This is a genomic window from Pseudomonas sp. GNP014 (assembly GCF_054344005.1).
The window spans coordinates 2,172,284-2,191,769 of record NZ_JBTGUS010000001.1; the positions used below are offsets into that span (position 1 = coordinate 2,172,284).

The window sequence follows — 19,486 nt, forward strand, 5'->3', positions numbered from 1 at the left end:
TGCAAGATAATCCGCCTTGCATTTGACGTCATAGCTTTGACGTCCTGATTGGAACTTGTGGTAGCGGGCCTGCTCGCGAATGCATTCTTTCAATGACATTGATGCGGTTGACACACCGCTCTCGCGAGCAGGTTCGCTCCCACAGGGGCAGCGTTTGCTTGATCGAACGAATCACCGTTTCAGGAGGCTTGGATGCACAACGACGGGAAAGTAGTGCCTTTGTACAAGGCCACTACCGATCAGGCGAATCACTCGCCGCTCGCCCGCCTGCCTGTGATTCTGCTTCAGGTTCGCGACAAGGCTGCCCAGCAACTGCGCCACGGTTTGCAGGAACTGTTCGATAACGCTGACGACACGCTGTTTGAAATGGCCGATCGGGCGCGCAACGACGTCGAGCAGAACATTTTCTTCGAAGCCATGCGCGACCTGCGCCTCAAGCGCAAAAACATCGAGCGTGGTTTTCTCGAACAATTCTTCGAAGCATTCGTCGCCCTGACCCGACACGACGCCACGCACAACGCGCTGTCGGGTTCGCTGATCTACGAAGATTCGGCGCCCCGTACCGATGACATGGAACGCAATGTCGCCGTCGAAACCATGGTTGGCCGGGTGCTCAAGCGTGATGGCTTTGCCCTCGACCAATTGACCCTGCGCCTCAATGCGCTGCTCGACAATACCCTTGACGATCAACACAACCCGCTCGGCCCGGCAATGCTCTGCGAGTACTTTCTGCAGGCCGGACGTAATCTGGGCGTGGAGATCAAGGTCAAGCTGATCCTGCTCAAGCTGTTCGAACGCTATGTGCTGGCCGACACCGAACAATTGTATGCCGAAGCCAATCAGCTGCTGCTCGCCACCGGCGTCTTGCCGCAGTTGAAACCGGCACCGGCGCGCCGGGTAATCGACCGCGCGGTGGCCAGTGTGCACGACGAAGAAATTGATGATCGGCAGCCGGCGGACGAAGGCGTGCAGGAAGTCTTCAGCGCCTTGCAGGCCTTGTTGGTGCAGGTGCGCGGCAGTGTCGCGCCGACCCTGGAGCCCAGCGCTGCCGCCCAGCCAATTACCACCCGCGACCTGCTGCGGCTGCTCTCACACTTGCAACAGTACGTGCCGGCGCTGGCGGCGCAGGACGACTTCGATCTGCGCAATCAGCTCGAACAACTGCTGACCCGGGTCAGCGTCAGAAGCGGCAAGTCGCGGGTCGTGGACGGCGCCGATGAAGACGTGATCAACCTGATTGCCATGGTCTTCGACTGCATGCTCGAGGATCGCAACCTGCCGGACTCGCTGAAGGCATTGATTGCCCGGTTACAGATCCCGATGCTGAAGGTTGCGGTACTCGACAAGAGTTTCTTCAGCCGCAGCAGCCACCCGGCACGGCGCCTGCTTAATGAAATCGCCGAGGCCGCCATGGGCTGGGGCGATTGCAATGGCGAGGCGCGCGATAGCCTGTACCTGCGCATCGAACAAGTGGTGCAGCGGCTGTTGAGTGATTTTGTCGATGACCCGGCGATTTTCTCCGAGCTGCTCGCCGACTTCCTCGCCTTCACCAGCGATGAACGCCGGCGCAGCGAATTGCTTGAACAGCGTTTGCGCGATGCCGAAGAGGGCCGGGCGAAGACCGAGCTCGCCAGGCGGCGAGTCGAGCAGGCGTTGAACCAGGCACTGTTGGGCAAGGTGCTGCCGCCCACCGTGGTCATGTTTGCGCAGAACGCCTGGAGCAAAGTGTTGATGCTGACCTGCCTCAAGCATGGCGATCGCTCCGCCGAATGGCAGGCCGATGTGCAAACCCTGGGGCAACTGATCTGGAGTGTGCAGCGTCATGATGATGCGGCAGCCGGTCTGCGCTTGCTGGCGCTGGTCCCGGGTCTGCTCAAGTCGTTGCGTGACGGTTTGACCAGTTCGGCATTCGACCCGTTTGCCACCAGCGAATTTTTCAGCGAGCTCGAGGCACTGCATGTGCGAGTGCTCGAACCGTCCAGCGAGTCCGCTCAGGCCGAAGGGCCGGAGCTGATCGAAGTCTCGCAGCAGATCGTCCTGCCCGGCGCGGAGGAGGGCGCGATGGCGCTGAGCCCGGTACGTCTGGGCCACGACGACGCCAGTGTGCGCCAGGTCGATCAACTGCGGCCGGGCAGTTGGGTCGTGTTTCAGGAAGATGAAGAGCACACCCTGCGCTGCAAGCTTGCCGCAATCATCGAAGCCACCGGCAAGTATGTGTTTGTCGACCGCACCGGCATGAAAGTCCTCGAACACAGCCGCACCGGGCTGGCCCTTGAGTTCCGCCGGGGGGCGGCACGGGCACTGGACGACACCTTGCTGTTTGACCGGGCGCTCGAGTCGGTGCTGGGCAATCTGCGGCGCCTCAATCGCGCCAAGTGATCGCGCGTCGGGTGCCGATCACGGCATACTGGGCGCAACACAGTCGGCGTTGAAGGAATCGGTATGCAGTTGGATCCCGCTAGCGGGTGGTGTCACGGGGTGCAGGTCTGCCCATCGCCCAACTTCAATGAACGCCCCGCGGGCGAAATTTCCCTGCTGGTGATCCACAACATCAGCCTGCCACCGGCGCAATTCGCCACCGGCAAGGTGCAGGAATTTTTCCAGAATCGTCTGGATGTCACCGAACATCCCTATTTTGCAGGCATCGCCGACCTGCGCGTCTCCGCGCATTTTCTGATCGAACGTGACGGCACGGTGACCCAGTTTGTCTCCTGTCTTGAACGGGCGTGGCATGCGGGTGTGTCGATGTTCGAAGGCCGCGAAACCTGTAATGATTTTTCCGTGGGCATCGAACTCGAAGGCACCGATGATCTGCCCTTTACCGAGGCGCAGTATCAGGCGTTGATCACGCTGACGCGTCAGCTGCAAACAGCATTTCCGGCGATCACCGGCGCTCGCATCTGCGGGCACAGCGACATTGCACCCGGGCGCAAGACCGATCCTGGCCCGGAATTCGACTGGGCGCGTTACCGCGCGGCCCTGGCACAAGAGGAAGGACAATGAGTTTTCTGGTGTTACTGCTGGCGGTCTGGATCGAGAAATTCTCGGCCCTGCGTCATCGGATTCAACGCGATGGCGGATGGATCCGCGAGCTGAACAAACTCGAAACCGGCGCTCGGCTGGCCGACAAACCGTGGCTGATACTGACCATTCTGGTGCTGTTGCCGGTGGCGCTGCTGGGTCTGCTGCTGTGGGTGCTGGAGCCTGTGGCGTATGGCTTGCTGGCATTGCCGGTGCATCTGCTGGTGGTCATCTATGCCCTCGGACGCGGTGATCTGTTGGGCGGCCTCGGACCGTTTCGCGACGCCTGGCGCCGTGAGGATCTGCAAGCGGCGGCCCACGTCGCCAAACGTGACCTGAATATCTGCGCCGACAGCGGCGAGCAATTGCTCGAAAGCGTGCAACGGCACTTGCTGTGGCAGGCCTATCAGAGCTTCTTCGCGGTGATCTTCTGGTATTTCCTGCTCGGCCCGGTGGCGGCGCTGGCCTATCGCTTGTTGGCGCTGGCCGAAGCGCATGGTCAGAACCCGGCATTGGTCGAGCGCGCCGGGCAATTGCGCCATGCCTTCGACTGGGTGCCGGTGCGTCTGCTGGCCGCGAGTCTGGCGCTGGTCGGCAACTTTGTCGCCGTCAGCCGGGTAATGCTGCACGAACTGCTGAACTGGAACATCAGCGCTGCGCAACTGATCGACAAGGTCGGTCTGGCGGCTGGAGAAATTCCGCCACCGGTGGTCGGACCGGAAGGCATCAACACCCTCGATTGCCTGTGGGAACTGCTGCTGCGGGCGGCGGTGTTGTGGTATGCCGGGTTTGCCTTGTGGACCGTGCTGGTTCACTGATCCTTTGGTGAAAGCACGTGTGGCGCGGGGATTTATCCCCGTTCGGCTGCGCAGCGGCCGCAAATCAAGCACACGCGGTGTGTCAGAAAGTCTGCGGTGTTTGGTTTTAAGACTGCTGCGCAGCCGAGAGGGGATAAATCCCCTCGCCACCGGTCGGTGCTCGGCCGCTGTAGCCGTTAACCTTAAGTTACAAAACCTCCCTTCGATTTGAGCTATACAGAGATGGCGCTCGATAGTGGCTATCTGCTGTCGCCCCGCGCCTGCCAATAAAAACAAGAAAAACCAAGGGAGACTTCCAGTGAAGAGCTTGCTCTATCCCGCTGTCTCGCTGATGAACCGTCTGAGCTTCGGCATGAAGTTCAGCCTGATCAGCGTGCTGTTCCTGGTGCCGATGCTGGTGACCAATTTCTATCTGGTGCGCGATTCCTATCGTGAGTTCCAGGGTACCCGCGTCGAGCTGCAAAGCCTCGACCTGCTGGGTAGCAGCCTGACTCTGCGCCGGGATCTGGAGACCCTCAACAATCTGGTGCAGATCAACGTCACCCTTGGCCAGTCCGGCAAGGCCGGTAATGTCGAAGCGCAGATCACCACGCTGGAACAAGCGGTGCTGGCGCGCCTGCAAGGGCTGACGGCAATGACCGACGATCCCGAGCAGATCAAGGTGTTCGACGGCAAACGCGATGAAATGATTGCCGCGTTCAAGGCTCAGCAAGCGGAAAACTCACTGCAAAGCAAAAGTGCGCTGATCGGCAAACTGCTGGCGAGTGCGCAGATTTTCAGTCAGATCATCACCAGTCAGGCTGGTCTGAGCCGCGATAACCAAAGCGATATCCGCCAGCTCAGCGAACTGGTCACCCTGATTACGCCGACAGTGACGCAAACCCTTGGCGAAGGCCGGGCCATGGGCTCGTATTCGTTGGGGCAGGGCTTTCTCAACAGTTCTTCGAGCACCCGGTTTGATGAATTGCTGGTGCAGATCGAGAAGCTCCAGGCCGAGTACGGCCTGAAGTTGCAGGACGCCCTCGGCTCCAGCAAAGCCGCCAGCGCCGCGCTCAGTGCGCAGGCCGATACCAGCAAGGCGACGTTGAAGCAGGCCAGCGAATTGTTCGAAGAACAGGTGGTGATGGCTGACACCCTCGATGCACCCTGGCAGGCCTTTTATGATCAGGTCACGGCGTTGATGGACAACACCTACCAGCTCAACGAAGCCACATTGAACTACCTCGACACCCAATTGCAGCAGCGTCTGACGCAGAACCGCACGCACATGGTCTTGCAGGCTGTCGCGCTATCGCTGGTGTTTGTGCTGATTTTCTACCTTTACGGCGGCTTCTACGCCTCGACCCGCACCACGCTCAAACGTCTCGGCGCGATGATGGACAAGGTCGCAGCGGGCGACATGACGGTCAATTTCAAAGCCAACAGCCGCGATGAACTGGGTGAGCTGGGCGAAGTGTTCAATGGCACGGTGAGGAAGATTCACGACTTGATCGAGCGCGTCGGCCAGACCGTTGCTGAGGTCGAGCGCCAGGCCGGGCAGGTTGAAAACGTCTCGGCGCAAAGCAATCTCGCAGTGGCCGGGCAGCGCACGCAGATCGAGCAGGTGGCGACGGCGATGAACCAGATGTCGGCCACGTCCATGGAAGTGGCACGCAGTGCCGCTGCGGCGGTGAGCAGTGCGCACAGCGTCAACGACGAGACCCTCAGCGGTCGCGGCCTGGTCGAGTCACAGCAGGGCAGCATTGCCGCGCTGGCCAGCGAGATTGATCAGTCGGTGCTGGTGATCAACCAGCTGGCCAGCGACAGCCAGTCGATCAGTCGCGTGCTGGAGGTGATCAAGAGCATCGCCGAACAGACCAATCTGCTGGCGCTTAACGCCGCGATCGAAGCGGCGCGCGCAGGCGAGCAGGGCCGTGGTTTTGCCGTGGTCGCCGATGAAGTGCGCACCCTGGCCAAACGCACCCAGCAATCGACCGAAGAAATCGAACAGATGATCGCCAAGCTGCACGGCGGTGTCGGGGCGGCGGTCAAGGCCATGGGGGTCAGCCATCAAATGGCCAACGGCACCGTGGGGCAGTCGGAAAAGGTCCAGCAGGCGCTGGAAAACATCCTCGGTGCGGTGGGCATGATCGTCGATCAGAACCAGCAGATTGCCGCCGCGGTAGAACAACAGACTGCGGTGGCCCATGACATCGACCAGAACATCGTCGAGATCAACCGTGCCGGCGAGCGCACGGCGCAAGGCGCCCACCAGACCGAAGACGCCAGCCGTGCGCTCTCGGCCCAGGTGGTGGAGCTGAAACAGCTGATCAGCGCCTTTCGTGTGTAGGTAGAACGCTAATCTCTTGTAGGAGTGAGCCTGCTCGCTCCTACACAGGGGGCAGTGTTTTGTCTGAATTTTTTGTAGTCCTTTTTTACTGACGGTCGTAAGCCAATTCCTGTTTGCCTCCAGCTGCTGGCTTTTTGTCATTCATCAGCCACTATCCTTGCTCAGTTGATCGCCAACCGGAGGCCCCGCTCATGTCCGTCGCAACCCTGGGAATCCAGGGCCGTTGTGCCCATTGCCATACCACGCTTGTGCTCAAGCCCTGGCAACTCAACGCGATCGCAATCAATGAAGCCTTCACCTGCGAGCATTGCCAGAAAACCCTCGAGCTGCGCTGCCCGCAACAGATGAAGCGCTTCAAGTCCCTCGATTCGCTGGCGCTGTTGCGCTTCAGCGCCTCGCTCACGGTGTGCACCGCGTTGCTGGTGGCGTTGGTGATGGAGTGGATTGGCCTGCTCAGTGTCAGCGAGCAACTGAATGCTTCGTTGATTACGATTTTTGTGTACTTCGTGTTCGTGCGTCATGCGCGTCAGCGACAGGATCTGACGCTGATTCTCGACGCGGCCAAGGCCCACGCCGACTGATTACCAGCCGAACACTTCGCAGCTGTTGGCGGTGCTGACGCTGGCCAGTTGTTGCGGGCTGATGTTCATCAGTTCGGCGAGCGCCGCGCAGATCGCCGGCAGATGCGCCGGGCTGTTGCGCTGGCCGGGGAACATGACGGGCGCCATGTCCGGTGAATCGGTTTCCAGCACGATCGACTCCAGCGGCAGCTCGGCCAGCACCCGATGCATGCGCAGCGCTTGCGGCCAGGTGGGGGCGCCGCCCAGGCCCAGTTTGAAACCGAGTTTGATGTATTCGCGCGCCTCTTCACGGCTGCCGGCGAAGGCGTGGATGATCCCGGCGCGTTTGAGCTTGAAGCGTTTGAGTGTGGCAATCGTCGCGGCATGACTGCGGCGCACATGGATCAGCGCCGGCAACGCGAAATCCACCGCCAGTTGCAACTGCGCCTCGAACAACGCCTGTTGCCGCTCGCGGTCGAGGGTTTCGATGAAGTAATCCAGACCGATCTCGCCCACTGCGCACAACTGGCGGTGGCCGCGCCACCGCGCCAGCCAGTCGCCCAGCGTCTGCAAATCCTCGGGGCGATGCTGATCGAGGTACACCGGGTGCAGACCGAACGCCGCGTATAAATCAGGATCGCTCTGCACCAGATCCCACACCCGTTGCCAATTACCCTCATAGACCCCCAGCACCACCATGCGCCGCACGCCGAGGGCGCGGCTTTGCGCCAACAACGCCGGGCGATCGGCGTCGAAGTCGGGGAAGTCGAGGTGGGTGTGGCTGTCGATCAGCTCCACGGCTCAGTCCCGCAAAATGCGCTGCTTGAAGGTACGGGGAATGGCCTGCACACCGGGCTCGTATTCGGCTTGCTCGACGGCGGCCAGTGCCAGTTCCAGCGCCTTGTCGGCGATCAACTGGTGCTGCTGGGCCATGGCGTTGACCGGCAGTGGCAGGAAGTCCAGCAACTGCGTATCGCCGAAGGTGCCGAGGCGCAGCGGACGTGATTTCAGCGGGAAGTCATGCAGCGCGTCGAACACACCTTGCAACAGCACGTAGGAAGTGGTCACCAGCGCGTCCGGTAAATGCCCCAGACGTTGCAGGAGTTCTTCCATCAGTTGTTTGCCGCATTCGCGGCTGAAGGATTCGGCATGCTCGACGAGCACTTCACCTTTGAAATCGACCAGGGCCTGTTTGAACCCGGCGGCACGTTCCTGGCTGATGCTCAGCTCGGGGCGGGCGCCGAGCAGGACGATCTGCTTCGGTTGCGGATCGAGCAGGCTCTGGGTCAGGTGCAGGCTGGCTTCGCGGTCGTCGCTGATCACCGAGCAGAAATGCTCCGGTTCCATGACCCGGTCGATGGCGATGATCGGCAGGCCCTTGGCCTGCAACTGGCGGTAGCTGTCGTCACCGGCCGGCAGACAACTGGCGACGATCAACGCATCGCAACGGCGGGCACGGAACAGTTGCAACAACTGGCGCTCGCTGTCCGGCGCATCGTCGGAGCTGGCGATCAACAACTGATAGCCGCGGGCCCGCGCACCTTGTTCCAGCAGTTTGGCAATCCGCGCGTAACTGGGGTTTTCCAGATCCGGCAGAATAAACCCCAACGTGCGCGTATGCCGGCTGCGCAGCCCGGCCGCTTGTGGGTTTGGTGTAAAACCATGCAGGTCGACCACCGCCCGCACCCGCTCGACGGTCGCGTGACTGATGCGTTGCTGTTCGGCCTTGCCGTTGATGACGTAGCTGGCGGTGGTCACGGACACTCCGGCCAACCGCGCGATATCACTGAGTTTCAACCCGGGATTTCCTTGTTTTTTCGAGCGTGCGCCGAGATTTTCGCCAATCCTACCCGATTAGGGCAGGCGACTATTGTCGCAGCGCATCCGACAAGTTGGACTTCAAGGATGAGACATTATCGAGTAACGTGCCGATCAATCTAGATTAAACGTTTCAGCAGGCGTATTTTCTACGTTTTAGACGCCTTTGGCCGGTTCTGCCGTGAAACCGCCAAAACTGCCCCTGAAAGGGAAGCTGACAAGCGCCTAAGCTGCAACCATTCAAAACAATACCTGGCGTCATCAGGCGCCAAAAAGGAGATCGCATGCTCGAGCTCACTATAGAGCAGATATCCATGGGCCAATCGGCTGTGGATAAACCCGCCGCCCTGCAATTGCTCGCCAATCACCTGGTCGCCGATGGTCTGGTCGCCGACGGCTACCTCGCCGGGCTGCAGGCACGGGAAGCCCAGGGCTCGACCTTTCTCGGTCAAGGTATTGCCATCCCCCACGGCACCCCGCAAACCCGTGATCAGGTTTTCGCCACCGGCGTGCGCCTGATGCAGTTTCCCGAGGGTGTGGATTGGGGCGATGGGCAAATCGTTTATCTGGCGATCGGCATCGCCGCCAAATCCGACGAACACCTGCGCCTGCTGCAACTGCTGACCCGTGCGCTCGGCGAGACCGACCTGGGCCAGGCGCTGCGGCGCGCCAGCTCGCCCGAAGCGCTGCTGAAACTGCTGCAAGGCGCGCCGCAGGAACTGGCGCTCGATGCACAGATGATCGGCCTCGGTGTGTCGGCAGACGATTTCGAAGAACTGGTCTGGCGTGGCGCACGTCTGTTGCGTCAGGCCGATTGCGTGAGCAATGGCTTCGCCGGCGTATTGCAGCAAGTCGAAGCGCTGCCGCTGGGCGATGGCTTGTGGTGGCTGCACAGCGAGCAAACCGTGAAGCGTCCTGGCTTGGCGTTCGTCACTCCGGACAAACCGATGCGTTACCTCGGTCAGCCGCTCAGCGGGCTGTTCTGCCTGGCCAGTCTCGGTGAAGCCCATCAGGCGCTGCTCGAGCGTCTGTGCGCGTTGTTGATTGAAGGTCGCGGCCATGAACTGGGCCGCGCCACCAGCAGCCGCAAGGTCCTCGAAGTGCTCGGCGGCGAACTGCCGGCCGACTGGCCGAGCGCCCGTATCGCGCTGGCCAACGCCCACGGTTTGCATGCGCGCCCGGCGAAGATCCTCGCGCAACTGGCGAAGAGTTTCGATGGCGAGATTCGCGTGCGCATCGTCGACAGCCAGGACAGTGCCGTGTCGGTGAAGAGCCTGAGCAAGTTGCTCAGCCTCGGTGCCCGGCGCGGTCAGGTGCTGGAGTTGATCGCCGAGCCGAGCATCGCCGCCGATGCCTTGCCGGCCCTGTTGGCCGCGATCGAAGAAGGTCTGGGTGAAGAAGTCGAACCGTTGCCAGCGGTGAGCCAGCAACGCGAAGTCATTGCCGATATCGCTGAAGTGCTGATCGCGCCGGCGTCCGGCGCTCAATTGCAAGCGATCCCGGCGGCACCGGGCATCGCCATCGGCCCGGCGCACATTCAGGTGCAGCAAGCCATTGATTACCCGTTGCGCGGTGAGTCCGCCGCCGTCGAGCGCGAGCGTCTCAAGCAAGCCCTGAGTGACGTAAGAACTGACATCCAGGGCCTGATCGAACGCAGCAAGGCCAAGGCCATTCGCGAGATTTTCATCACTCATCAGGAGATGCTCGACGACCCGGAACTGACCGACGAAGTGGACACTCGCCTCAAGCAAGGCGAAAGCGCCGAAGCGGCGTGGATGGCGGTGATCGAAGCGGCGGCCAGACAACAGGAATCGCTGCAGGATGCGCTGCTCGCCGAGCGGGCGGCGGATCTGCGCGACATCGGTCGCCGGGTACTGGCGCAACTGTGTGGCGTGCAAACGGCGAGCGAGCCGGAGCAACCGTACATTCTGGTGATGGACGAAGTCGGCCCGTCGGATGTGGCGCGACTCGATCCGGCGCGTGTGGCGGGGATTCTCACCGCTCGCGGCGGTGCCACCGCACACAGCGCCATCGTCGCCCGTGCCTTGGGCATCCCGGCATTGGTGGGTGCCGGCGCTGCGGTGTTGTTGCTCAAACCGGGCACGCCGTTGCTGCTCGACGGCCAGCGCGGTCGCCTGCACGTCGACGCCGATGCCGCGACCCTGCAACGCGCTGCCGAAGAACGCGACACCCGCGAGCAACGCCTGAAGATCGCGGCCGAACAACGTCATCAACCGGCGCACACCATCGACGGTCACCCCGTGGAAGTGTTCGCCAATATCGGCGAAAGCGCCGGGGTCACCGCGGCGGTGGAGCAGGGCGCCGAAGGCATCGGCCTGCTGCGCACCGAACTGATTTTCATGGCCCACCCGCAGGCGCCGGACGAAGCGACTCAGGAAGCCGAGTACCGCCGCGTCCTCGACGGCCTCGCCGGGCGACCGCTGGTGGTGCGTACGCTGGATGTCGGCGGCGACAAACCGCTGCCGTATTGGCCGATCGCCAAGGAAGAAAACCCGTTCCTCGGTGTGCGCGGCATTCGCCTCACGTTGCAGCGTCCGCAGGTCATGGAGGCGCAACTGCGCGCCTTGTTGCGTTCGGCGGACAACCGGCCGTTGCGCATCATGTTCCCGATGGTGGGCAGCGTCGAAGAATGGCGTCAGGCCCGCGACATGACCGAGCGTCTGCGCCTGGAAATCCCGGTTGCCGACCTGCAATTGGGGATCATGATCGAAGTGCCGTCCGCTGCCTTGCTGGCGCCGGTGCTGGCGAAAGAAGTGGACTTCTTCAGCGTCGGCACCAACGACCTGACGCAATACACCCTGGCCATCGACCGTGGTCACCCGACGCTCTCGGCCCAGGCCGATGGCTTGCATCCGGCGGTGCTGCAATTGATCGACATCACCGTGCGTGCGGCCCATGCCCACGGCAAATGGGTCGGCGTCTGCGGCGAATTGGCGGCGGACCCGCTGGCGGTGCCGGTACTGGTCGGCCTCGGCGTCGATGAGCTGAGCGTGTCCGGGCGCAGCATCGCCGAGGTGAAGGCGTGCATCCGCGAACTCAGCCTGACCCAGGCGCAAACCCTTGCTCAACACGCCCTCACCGTGGGCAGCGCGAATGAAGTGCGTGCATTAGTGGAGGCCCTGTAATGGCCAAGATTCTCACCCTGACCCTCAACCCGGCGCTGGACCTTACGGTCGAGTTGTCACGCCTGGAGGCCGGTCAGGTCAACCGCAGCGACGAGATGCACACCCATGCCGCCGGCAAAGGTGTGAACGTTGCCCAGGTGCTGGCTGACCTGGGTCATCAATTGACGGTCAGCGGTTTTCTCGGCGAAGACAATCTGCAAGCGTTTGAAACCCTGTTCGCCAGACGCGGCTTTGTCGACGCGTTCATCCGCGTGCCAGGTGAAACCCGCAGCAATATCAAAGTCGCCGAGCACGACGGCCGCATCACCGACATCAACGGTCCGGGACCGGTGGTGGACGCGGCGGCGCAGCAGGCGTTGCTCGAACGTCTGGTGCAGATCGCGCCGGGTCATGACGCGGTGGTGGTCGCCGGCAGTCTGCCTCGTGGCGTGAGCGCGCAATGGTTGCGTGAGTTGATCGAACGGCTGAATCAGCTCGGCCTGAAAGTCGCCCTCGACACCAGCGGCGAAGCGTTGCGCACGGCGTTGCAGGCCAGTCCGTGGCTGATCAAGCCGAACACGGAAGAACTCGCCGATGCGCTCGGTTGCGAGGTGGTGTCCCACGAAGCAGAGGCGCTGGCGGCTGCAGGTTTACACGCCCAAGGCATCGAGCATGTGGTGATTTCCCACGGTGCTGACGGTGTGAACTGGTTCAGCGTCGGCTCGGCTTTGCACGCGACGCCACCGAAGGTCACGGTCGCCAGCACCGTCGGCGCCGGCGATTCGCTGTTGGCCGGCATGCTCCACGGGTTGCTCAACGCCCACACACCCGAGCAAACCCTGCGTACAGCCACGGCGATTGCCGCACTGGCGGTGACGCAGATCGGCTTCGGCATCGACGATGTGGCGCAATTGACGCCGCTCGAACAGGGCGTGCGCGTGCGTCCCCTGACAGAACAATAAGAGGGTTTGTCATGAAATTAGCCATTGTTACGGCTTGCCCGAACGGCATGGTCACCAGTGTGCTGTGTGCGCGTTTGCTCGATGCCGCCGCGCAGCGCCAAGGCTGGAGCACCAGTGTTGAAGTGGTCGATGCGGCGCACCCGGAGCGTGAATTGTCGGCGGCGACCATCGAAGCGGCAGAATGGGTGTTGCTGGTGGCCACCGGCGACATCGACATGACACGTTTCGTCGGCAGGCGCGTGTTCCGCATTGCCCCGGCGCAAGCGCTGCAGGATGTCGAAGCGGTGCTGCGTCGTGGCGCTGAAGAGGCTGAAGTGTATGTCGCTGCAGAGGCGGCGCCGGCTGTCGCTGCGCCGCGTGCACCACGCATCGTCGCGATCACTGCCTGCCCGACCGGCGTCGCCCACACCTTCATGGCCGCCGAGGCGTTGCAGCAAACCGCCAAGCGTCTGGGCTATGAACTGCACGTCGAAACCCAAGGCTCTGTCGGCGCGAAAACCCCGCTCAGCGCCACGGCGATTGCCGAGGCCGACGTGGTGCTGCTGGCAGCGGACATCGAAGTCGCCACCGAGCGTTTCGCCGGCAAGAAAATCTACCGTTGCGGCACCGGGATTGCCTTGAAGCAGTCCGAAGCCACGCTGAAAAAAGCCTTGGCCGAAGGTCAGGTGGAAAGCACCGCGAGTGACGGCAAGGCCCCGGCCAAGCAAGAGAAAACCGGGGTCTACAAACACCTGCTGACCGGGGTGTCGTTCATGCTGCCGATGGTGGTGGCCGGTGGTTTGATGATCGCCTTGTCGTTCGTCTTCGGCATCACCGCGTTCAAGGAAGAAGGCACGCTGGCGGCGGCACTGATGCAGATCGGCGGCGAGACCGCGTTCAAGCTGATGGTGCCGCTGCTTGCCGGCTACATCGCCTACTCGATTGCCGACCGTCCGGGCCTGGCACCGGGGATGATCGGTGGCTTGCTCGCCAGTACGTTGGGGGCAGGGTTCATCGGCGGCATCGTCGCCGGGTTCATCGCCGGTTATGCGGCCAAGGCCATCAGTCGTTACGTCGCCTTGCCGCAGAGCCTTGAAGCGCTGAAACCGATTCTGATCATCCCGCTGTTCGCCAGCCTGTTTACCGGGCTGGTGATGATCTACGTGGTCGGCAAACCGGTCGCCGGCATGCTCGCGGCGCTGACGCATTTCCTCGACAGCATGGGCACCACCAACGCGATTCTGCTTGGCGTGCTGCTCGGCGGCATGATGTGCGTTGATCTCGGCGGGCCGATCAACAAGGCGGCGTATGCGTTCTCGGTGGGGTTGCTGGCGTCGCAGAGTTACGCGCCGATGGCCGCGACCATGGCCGCCGGGATGGTGCCGCCGATTGGCCTCGGCATCGCCACCTTCATCGCCCGCCGCAAGTTCGCCCAGACCGAGCGCGAGGCGGGTAAAGCGGCGCTGGTGCTGGGGCTGTGCTTTATCTCCGAAGGGGCGATTCCGTTTGCCGCCAAGGACCCGCTGCGGGTGATTCCAGCGAGCATCGCCGGCGGTGCGTTGACTGGCGCACTGTCGATGTACTTCGGCTGCAAACTGATGGCGCCGCACGGTGGTCTGTTTGTGTTGGCGATCCCGAATGCGATCAACCATGCGTTGCTGTATCTGCTGGCGATTGTGGCGGGGAGCCTGCTGACCGCTGTGGTCTATGCGACGGTCAAGCGCCCGGAAGCGGCCGAGCTGGCGATGGAGCCCGCCAAAGCCTGACACCGATCTCAGTAAGCGTGAGCCTGCTCGCGATAGCACTCTGTCCAAGACATCAATGTTGACCGACACACCGCCATCGCGAGCAGGCTCACTCCTACAAGAGCAGGTGTCATGGCGGAGTCATACAGCCGTGCTTAAGTTTTCCTTTTTTCAGGGAGAACTCCATGAGCGATTTCAATCTCGGTCGTCGGCGGGTCATGCAAGTGGTCGGTGCCGGTCTGCTGATGCCGGGGCTGGCGCCAGCGGTGATCGCGTCGGTCAAGGATCGGCCGCAACTGACGGACGGCGTGCAGTCCGGCGACCTGCAGGGCGACCGCGCGATGATCTGGAGCCGCAGCGACCGTCCGGCGCGAATGGTGGTCGAGTGGGACACCCGTAGCCAGTTTCGCCACCCGCGCCGGGTAATCTCGCCGCTGGCCGATGCGCGCACAGATTTCACCGCCCGGGTCGAACTGACCGGGTTGCCCGCCGATCAGGCGATTTTCTATCGGGTGTATTTCAAGGACGCGCAAACCGGCGTCGCCAGCGAACCGTGGCTCGGCCACTTGCGCAGCGCACCGACGGCGCGGCGCAACATCCGTTTCGTGTGGAGCGGTGACACCGTCGGCCAGGGCTTCGGCATCAACCCGGACATCGGCGGCATGCGCATCTACGAATCCATGCGCCTGCGCCTGCCGGACTTTTTTATCCACAGCGGCGACACCATCTACGCCGACGGCCCGGTGCCGGCGCAACTGACCACCGAGGGTGGGCGCATCTGGCGCAACCTCACCACCGAAGCCAAGAGCAAAGTCGCGCAGACGCTGGACGACTATCGTGGCAATTACCGCTACAACCTGATGGACGAAAACGTCCGTCGCTTCAACGCCGAAGTACCGCAGATCTGGCAGTGGGACGACCACGAAGTGGTCAACAACTGGTCGCCGGGCAAGCAGCTCGACGAGCGTTATCAAGAGAAAGATATCCACACCCTGGTCGGCCGTGCGCGCAAGGCCTGGCTGGAGTATTCGCCGATGCGTCTGCAGGCGGCCGACGGCGGCGGGCGGATTTATCGCAAGCTCAGCTACGGGCCGATGCTCGATGTGTTCGTGCTCGACATGCGCAGCTATCGCGGCGCCAACGACGACAATCTCGGCGCGGCCAAGCCGTTTCTGGGGCGTGAGCAACTGGACTGGCTCAAGCGTGGGCTGCAGCGCTCCAAGGCGCAGTGGAAGGTGATCGCCGCCGACATGCCGATCGGCCTCGGTGTGCCGGACGGTGAAGTCAGCCCGGGCGTGTCGCGCTGGGAGGCGGTGGCCAACGGTGACCCCGGCCCGGCTCAGGGGCGTGAACTGGAAGTCGCCGAGTTACTCGGTTTTCTGCGGGCGCAGCAAGTGCGCAATTTCGTTTTCCTCACCGCCGACGTGCATTACTGCGCGGCGCATCATTACCACCCGGATCGCGCGGCATTTCAGGATTTCGAGCCGTTCTGGGAGTTTGTCGCCGGACCGCTGAATGCCGGGAGTTTCGGGCCCAATCCGCTGGATAAAACCTTTGGTCCTGAAGTGGTGTTCCAGAAAGCACCTACGGCGCAGAACATGTCACCGTTCGCCGGATTTCAGTTTTTTGGCGAGGTGAACATTGAGGGGCAGAGCGGGGAGATGAGCGTGGTATTGCGGGATTTGAATGGGGTCGCGGTGTTCGAGCAGAAATTGCAGCCGGTTTGAAGATCAAAAACTACCCTCACCCCAGCTCTCCCGAACCATCGGACCGCCCGGAGGGTGAGGGGGCCGACCGACGTTTCGGGAGGGTTAGGGGTAGGGCTTTTTTTATTCGTCGCCATTCTCGTGATTTGCTCCAGTACATCTGCCATCTGCTGCATCACTTCAAGATTACTGAACCGCATAACTTCAATGCCCTGACGTTCTAGAAAAAGCGTCCGACGTTGATCGTGGATCAGGCCCGCCGTTTCATAGTGTTGCCCCCCATCCAGCTCAATCGCCAGCTTCAGCTCTACGCAGTAAAAATCCAGGACGTAGGGCGGACACGGAAACTGCCTGCGAAATTTCAGATTGGCGATCTGCCGTGACCGAAGCTTTTGCCAAATCAATTGTTCGCAGTTGGTTTGGTTGGCGCGTAACTGGCGGGCAAACTGAGCGAGAGTGAGGCGATTTTGCATGCTTCACGATCCTTGTGAAGTGGCTGGAAATCTCACTGTAGCCGAGGCCCCTCACCCCAGCCCTCTCCCGGAGGGAGAGGGAGCCTACGGAGTTGTGTCGAGTTGTTCATCGACCTGAACGACCGGGTCGATTATGGATTCGGTGAAGCACCTTCGGGTCGGCGTATTTATCAGGCATCCTCCAATCAGTCCCCTCTCCCTCCGGGAGAGGGTTAGGGTGAGGGGGTCTTTGGTTGTGTCAGTACACGTCGCGGCGGTAGCGGCCTTGTTCGATCAGACGCTCGACTTCGGCTGCACCCAATACGTCGTTGAGCACTTGATCGACGCCGGAGGCCATGCCCTGCAGGCTGCCGCAGATGTAGATCACCGCACCCTCAGCCAGCCATTTTTTCAGTTCGTCAGCGGATTCGCGCAGGCGATCCTGCACATAGATCTTCTGCGCCTGATCCCGGGAAAACGCCAGGTCCAGTCGCGCCAGATCGCCATTGATCAACCACTCTTCCAGCTCTGCCCGGCAGAGGAAATCGTGTTCGCGATTGCGCTCGCCAAACAGCAGCCACTGGCGCTGTTGACCGTCGGCAATCCGCGCCTTGAGCAAGCTGCGCAGCCCGGCGAGTCCGGTGCCGTTGCCGAGCAGAATCATCGGCACCGGCGCGTTCGGCAGATGGAAACCGCTGTTGCGACGTACGCGCAAACTGATGCTGCCGCCCACCGGGGCATGCTCGGTCAGCCAGCCGGAACCGATGCCAAGGCGGCCATCGGCATGCTGTTCCTGGCGCACGATCAGCTCCAGCACACCGTCGGCGGCAATCGAGGCAATCGAGTATTCACGCATGGCCAGCGGCACCATGGCATCGACCAGCGCCTGGGCGTGCAGGCCGACCAGATGTGCGCGATGTTCAGGCAACTGGCGCGAGGCGAGGGCGACGTCCAGCGGCTCTTCGAGGCCATTGATCTTCACTCGGGTTTCGCCACGAATGCCGAGACCGTCGAGGAAATGCTCGACCGCCCATGCACAATTGCGCGGCAACACTTCCACCAGATCGCCGGCCAGCCAGCTGCTGGTGCTCGGTGCGCTCAGGCCCAGCAGGTAGACCGGTGAGCCGCTGCTGTCGGGGTTCATCAGGTCGCGGCGCACCAGCGTCCAGTTTTCGTAGCTCGGCGCCTGCCAGGTGTCGACCGGCGCTTGTCCGGTTATCAGGCCGAGCTGAGTCTGCCAGTGACGCAGGGCGTAGGGGTCGCCGCTGTCGACTTCGACCGGGGCGAACAAAGTCTTGCCGCCGTGCTCGCTCAGCCATTGATGCAGGCGTCGGGCGAAGCCGCAGAAGTGCGCGTACTGGCGGTCACCCAGACCCAGTACGGCGTAGTTCAGCCCATCAAGATTCGCGGCGTTGCGCAGAACCTTGCGTTCAAACCCACGGGCGCTGTCCGGTGCTTCGCCATCGCCAAAGGTGCTGACGACGAACAGCGCATGGGGCGATTCGCGCAGATCCTGCTGGCTGACATTCGCCAGCGGCAGCACCTTCGCCGGCAATCCCGCCGCCTGCAGTTGACCGGCGGTCTGCCACGCCAGTTGTTCGGCGAAACCGCTCTGGCTGGCGAAGCCGATCAGCCACGGCGAGCCATCGCCGGTCGGTTGGGCGAGGCCTTGGCGCGCGTCCTGGATCTGTTTTTTCTTGCGGCGGCGATCCAGATACAGCAGCCAGCCTGTGATGAAAAACAGCGGCATGCACACGGCAGCGAGGGTGATGATGATTCGCCCGACGAGGCCGAAATAGCTACCGACGTGCAGCGCGTAAATGCTGGTCAGCAGTTGTGCCTTGAAGCTCTTGTCGGCGTAGCGGTCGACGCGTTTGACCACGCCGGTGGCCGGGTCGAGGGTGATCTGGTTCAGCGCGCGATCGTGCGGCGAGCTGTCGAGCAGATAGAACACGGTCGCTGTCTGGCCCGCGACGGCCGGCATGCGGATGTTGTAGGCGGCCAGGCCCGGACCGGCGGCGCTGTAGATGCTGCTCCACATCGCCGCGTAATCGGCGGTCGGTGCCGGGCCGTCCGGTGCCGGGCCGCGACCACCGCGCACGCGCTCGTTTTGCGGGGCGTCGGAAAGCAGTCGGGTCAGGCCTTTGTTGTACCACTCGTACGACCACGACAACCCGGTCAGCGCCAGCAGCAGGTACACCAGCAAGCACCAGGTGCCGGCCACCGAATGCAGATCCCAGTTGAAGGCGCGGCCCTTTTTCTGCCAGTCGAGGGTCAGCCACACGCGCCAGCTGTTCCACTGGCGCGGCCAGCGCAGGTACAGGCCGGAGAGGCAGAAGAACAACAGGATCAGGGTGCAGGCGCCGGTGATGTTACGCCCGGTGTCGCCCATGGCGAGGAAACGGTGCAGTTGCAGCATCAGGCCAAAGAAATCCTGGCCGACCGCATTGCCCATGAACTCGCCGGTGTACGGATCGAAGTAGCGCATCTCGCCACGCCGCTCGCCTTTGGGCGGGGTGAAGAACACCTTGGCTGCGTTGCCGCTGTCGGTTTCGACCCAGAGCATCGAGACTTTCTTGCCGGACGTGGCTTCGATGCGCTCGACCAGTTCAACGGGCGGCAGGACGCCGGCAACGTGTTTTTCCACCTGCAGCACGGAAGGGTTCAGCGCCCGCAGGATTTCGTCCTGAAACGAATAGGCCGCGCCGGTGATACCCATCAGCGCCAGTACCAGGCCTGCGGTGATGCCAAAAAACCAGTGCAACTGGAACAGGGTTTTCTTCAACACGTCACTCGTCGTCCGTTCGAAAGTTGTTTTCACGGCGCGCATTATGCCGTGGGTTATCGAGAAGCGTTCTTTATTACGCACAAAAGCCCCGTTCAATGGAATGAACGGGGCCAAGCCTTTTGATCACATCACCTGTGGGAGCGAGCTTGCTCGCGAATGCAATCTGTCAGTGACATGAAGGCT

General features: G+C 62.2%; 11 protein-coding genes and 3 pseudogenes. 10 read left to right on the forward strand and 4 right to left on the reverse strand.

Annotation, left to right across the window (positions count from 1 at the left end; genetic code table 11):
• Positions 1-192: 192 nt before the first annotated feature.
• From ACXX9E_RS09650 to ACXX9E_RS09675, 6 genes and pseudogenes are all read left to right on the forward strand, one after another.
• Positions 193-2,379, forward strand: coding sequence for a DUF1631 domain-containing protein (locus tag ACXX9E_RS09650; RefSeq protein ID WP_458555355.1), 2,187 nt, complete (start codon positions 193-195; stop codon positions 2,377-2,379).
• A gap of 63 nt (positions 2,380-2,442) precedes the next feature.
• Positions 2,443-3,003, forward strand: coding sequence for a 1,6-anhydro-N-acetylmuramyl-L-alanine amidase AmpD (gene ampD, locus ACXX9E_RS09655; RefSeq protein WP_458555356.1), 561 nt, complete (start codon positions 2,443-2,445; stop codon positions 3,001-3,003).
• Positions 3,000-3,839 carry a regulatory signaling modulator protein AmpE gene (ampE, locus tag ACXX9E_RS09660; RefSeq protein WP_128615779.1) on the forward strand — a complete coding sequence of 280 codons (840 nt, stop codon included), beginning with the start codon at positions 3,000-3,002 and terminating at the stop codon, positions 3,837-3,839. Before ampD ends, ampE begins: the two co-directional genes overlap by 4 nt.
• 1,267 nt (positions 3,840-5,106) lie before the next feature.
• Positions 5,107-5,310: pseudogene (locus tag ACXX9E_RS09665) on the forward strand (HAMP domain-containing protein); the annotation flags it as partial.
• 342 nt (positions 5,311-5,652) lie between these two features.
• Positions 5,653-6,168 (forward strand): annotated as a pseudogene (locus tag ACXX9E_RS09670) (methyl-accepting chemotaxis protein); the annotation flags it as partial.
• Between the two features lie 191 nt (positions 6,169-6,359).
• A complete protein-coding gene (locus ACXX9E_RS09675; RefSeq protein ID WP_123464557.1) occupies positions 6,360-6,749 on the forward strand; it encodes a hypothetical protein in 390 nt (129 codons plus the stop codon).
• On the opposite strand, the gene ACXX9E_RS09680 is transcribed toward ACXX9E_RS09675, so the two are convergent.
• Entirely contained in the window at positions 6,750-7,526 is a 777-nt protein-coding gene (locus ACXX9E_RS09680; protein ID WP_123464559.1) for a TatD family hydrolase, read from the reverse strand.
• Positions 7,527-7,529: 3 nt separating this feature from the next.
• Positions 7,530-8,525, reverse strand: a complete 996-nt coding sequence (gene cra / locus ACXX9E_RS09685; protein WP_128615776.1) for a catabolite repressor/activator — start codon at positions 8,523-8,525, stop codon at positions 7,530-7,532.
• 305 nt (positions 8,526-8,830) lie between these two features.
• Here cra and ptsP point away from each other — a divergent pair, with 305 nt between their 5' ends.
• The 4 genes from ptsP to ACXX9E_RS09705 all read left to right on the forward strand — a co-directional run bounded on the left by ptsP (position 8,831) and on the right by ACXX9E_RS09705 (position 16,084).
• Complete coding sequence (gene ptsP / locus ACXX9E_RS09690) at positions 8,831-11,692, forward strand: phosphoenolpyruvate--protein phosphotransferase (RefSeq protein ID WP_458555357.1); 2,862 nt, start codon at positions 8,831-8,833, stop codon at positions 11,690-11,692.
• Complete coding sequence (gene pfkB, locus ACXX9E_RS09695) at positions 11,692-12,633, forward strand: 1-phosphofructokinase (RefSeq protein ID WP_186746270.1); 942 nt, start codon at positions 11,692-11,694, stop codon at positions 12,631-12,633. Before ptsP ends, pfkB begins: the two co-directional genes overlap by 1 nt.
• An 11-nt stretch (positions 12,634-12,644) precedes the next feature.
• Entirely contained in the window at positions 12,645-14,378 is a 1,734-nt protein-coding gene (locus ACXX9E_RS09700) for a PTS fructose-like transporter subunit IIB (protein WP_458555358.1), read from the forward strand.
• A 164-nt stretch (positions 14,379-14,542) separates the two neighbouring features.
• Complete coding sequence (locus ACXX9E_RS09705) at positions 14,543-16,084, forward strand: alkaline phosphatase D family protein (protein ID WP_458555359.1); 1,542 nt, start codon at positions 14,543-14,545, stop codon at positions 16,082-16,084.
• 86 nt (positions 16,085-16,170) lie between these two features.
• Here the strand turns inward: ACXX9E_RS09705 and ACXX9E_RS09710 are convergent.
• Both ACXX9E_RS09710 and ACXX9E_RS09715 read right to left on the reverse strand, forming a co-directional pair.
• Positions 16,171-16,536, reverse strand: a pseudogene (locus ACXX9E_RS09710) (endonuclease domain-containing protein); the annotation flags it as partial.
• A 238-nt stretch (positions 16,537-16,774) separates the two neighbouring features.
• Positions 16,775-19,303: a PepSY domain-containing protein gene (locus tag ACXX9E_RS09715; protein ID WP_458555360.1), complete on the reverse strand. Its 2,529-nt coding sequence runs from the start codon at positions 19,301-19,303 to the stop codon at positions 16,775-16,777.
• Between the last annotated feature and the right edge of the window lie 183 nt (positions 19,304-19,486).

What these genes read in the sequence shown, in the direction of transcription:
- ACXX9E_RS09650 (WP_458555355.1), top strand. Translation starts at nt 193, where the DNA reads ATGCACAACGACGGGAAAGTAGTGCCTTTGTACAAGGCCACTACCGAT.
- ampD (WP_458555356.1), top strand. Translation starts at nt 2,443, where the DNA reads ATGCAGTTGGATCCCGCTAGCGGGTGGTGTCACGGGGTGCAGGTCTGC.
- ampE (WP_128615779.1), top strand. Translation starts at nt 3,000, where the DNA reads ATGAGTTTTCTGGTGTTACTGCTGGCGGTCTGGATCGAGAAATTCTCG.
- ACXX9E_RS09675 (WP_123464557.1), top strand. Translation starts at nt 6,360, where the DNA reads ATGTCCGTCGCAACCCTGGGAATCCAGGGCCGTTGTGCCCATTGCCAT.
- ptsP (WP_458555357.1), top strand. Translation starts at nt 8,831, where the DNA reads ATGCTCGAGCTCACTATAGAGCAGATATCCATGGGCCAATCGGCTGTG.
- pfkB (WP_186746270.1), top strand. Translation starts at nt 11,692, where the DNA reads ATGGCCAAGATTCTCACCCTGACCCTCAACCCGGCGCTGGACCTTACG.
- ACXX9E_RS09700 (WP_458555358.1), top strand. Translation starts at nt 12,645, where the DNA reads ATGAAATTAGCCATTGTTACGGCTTGCCCGAACGGCATGGTCACCAGT.
- ACXX9E_RS09705 (WP_458555359.1), top strand. Translation starts at nt 14,543, where the DNA reads ATGAGCGATTTCAATCTCGGTCGTCGGCGGGTCATGCAAGTGGTCGGT.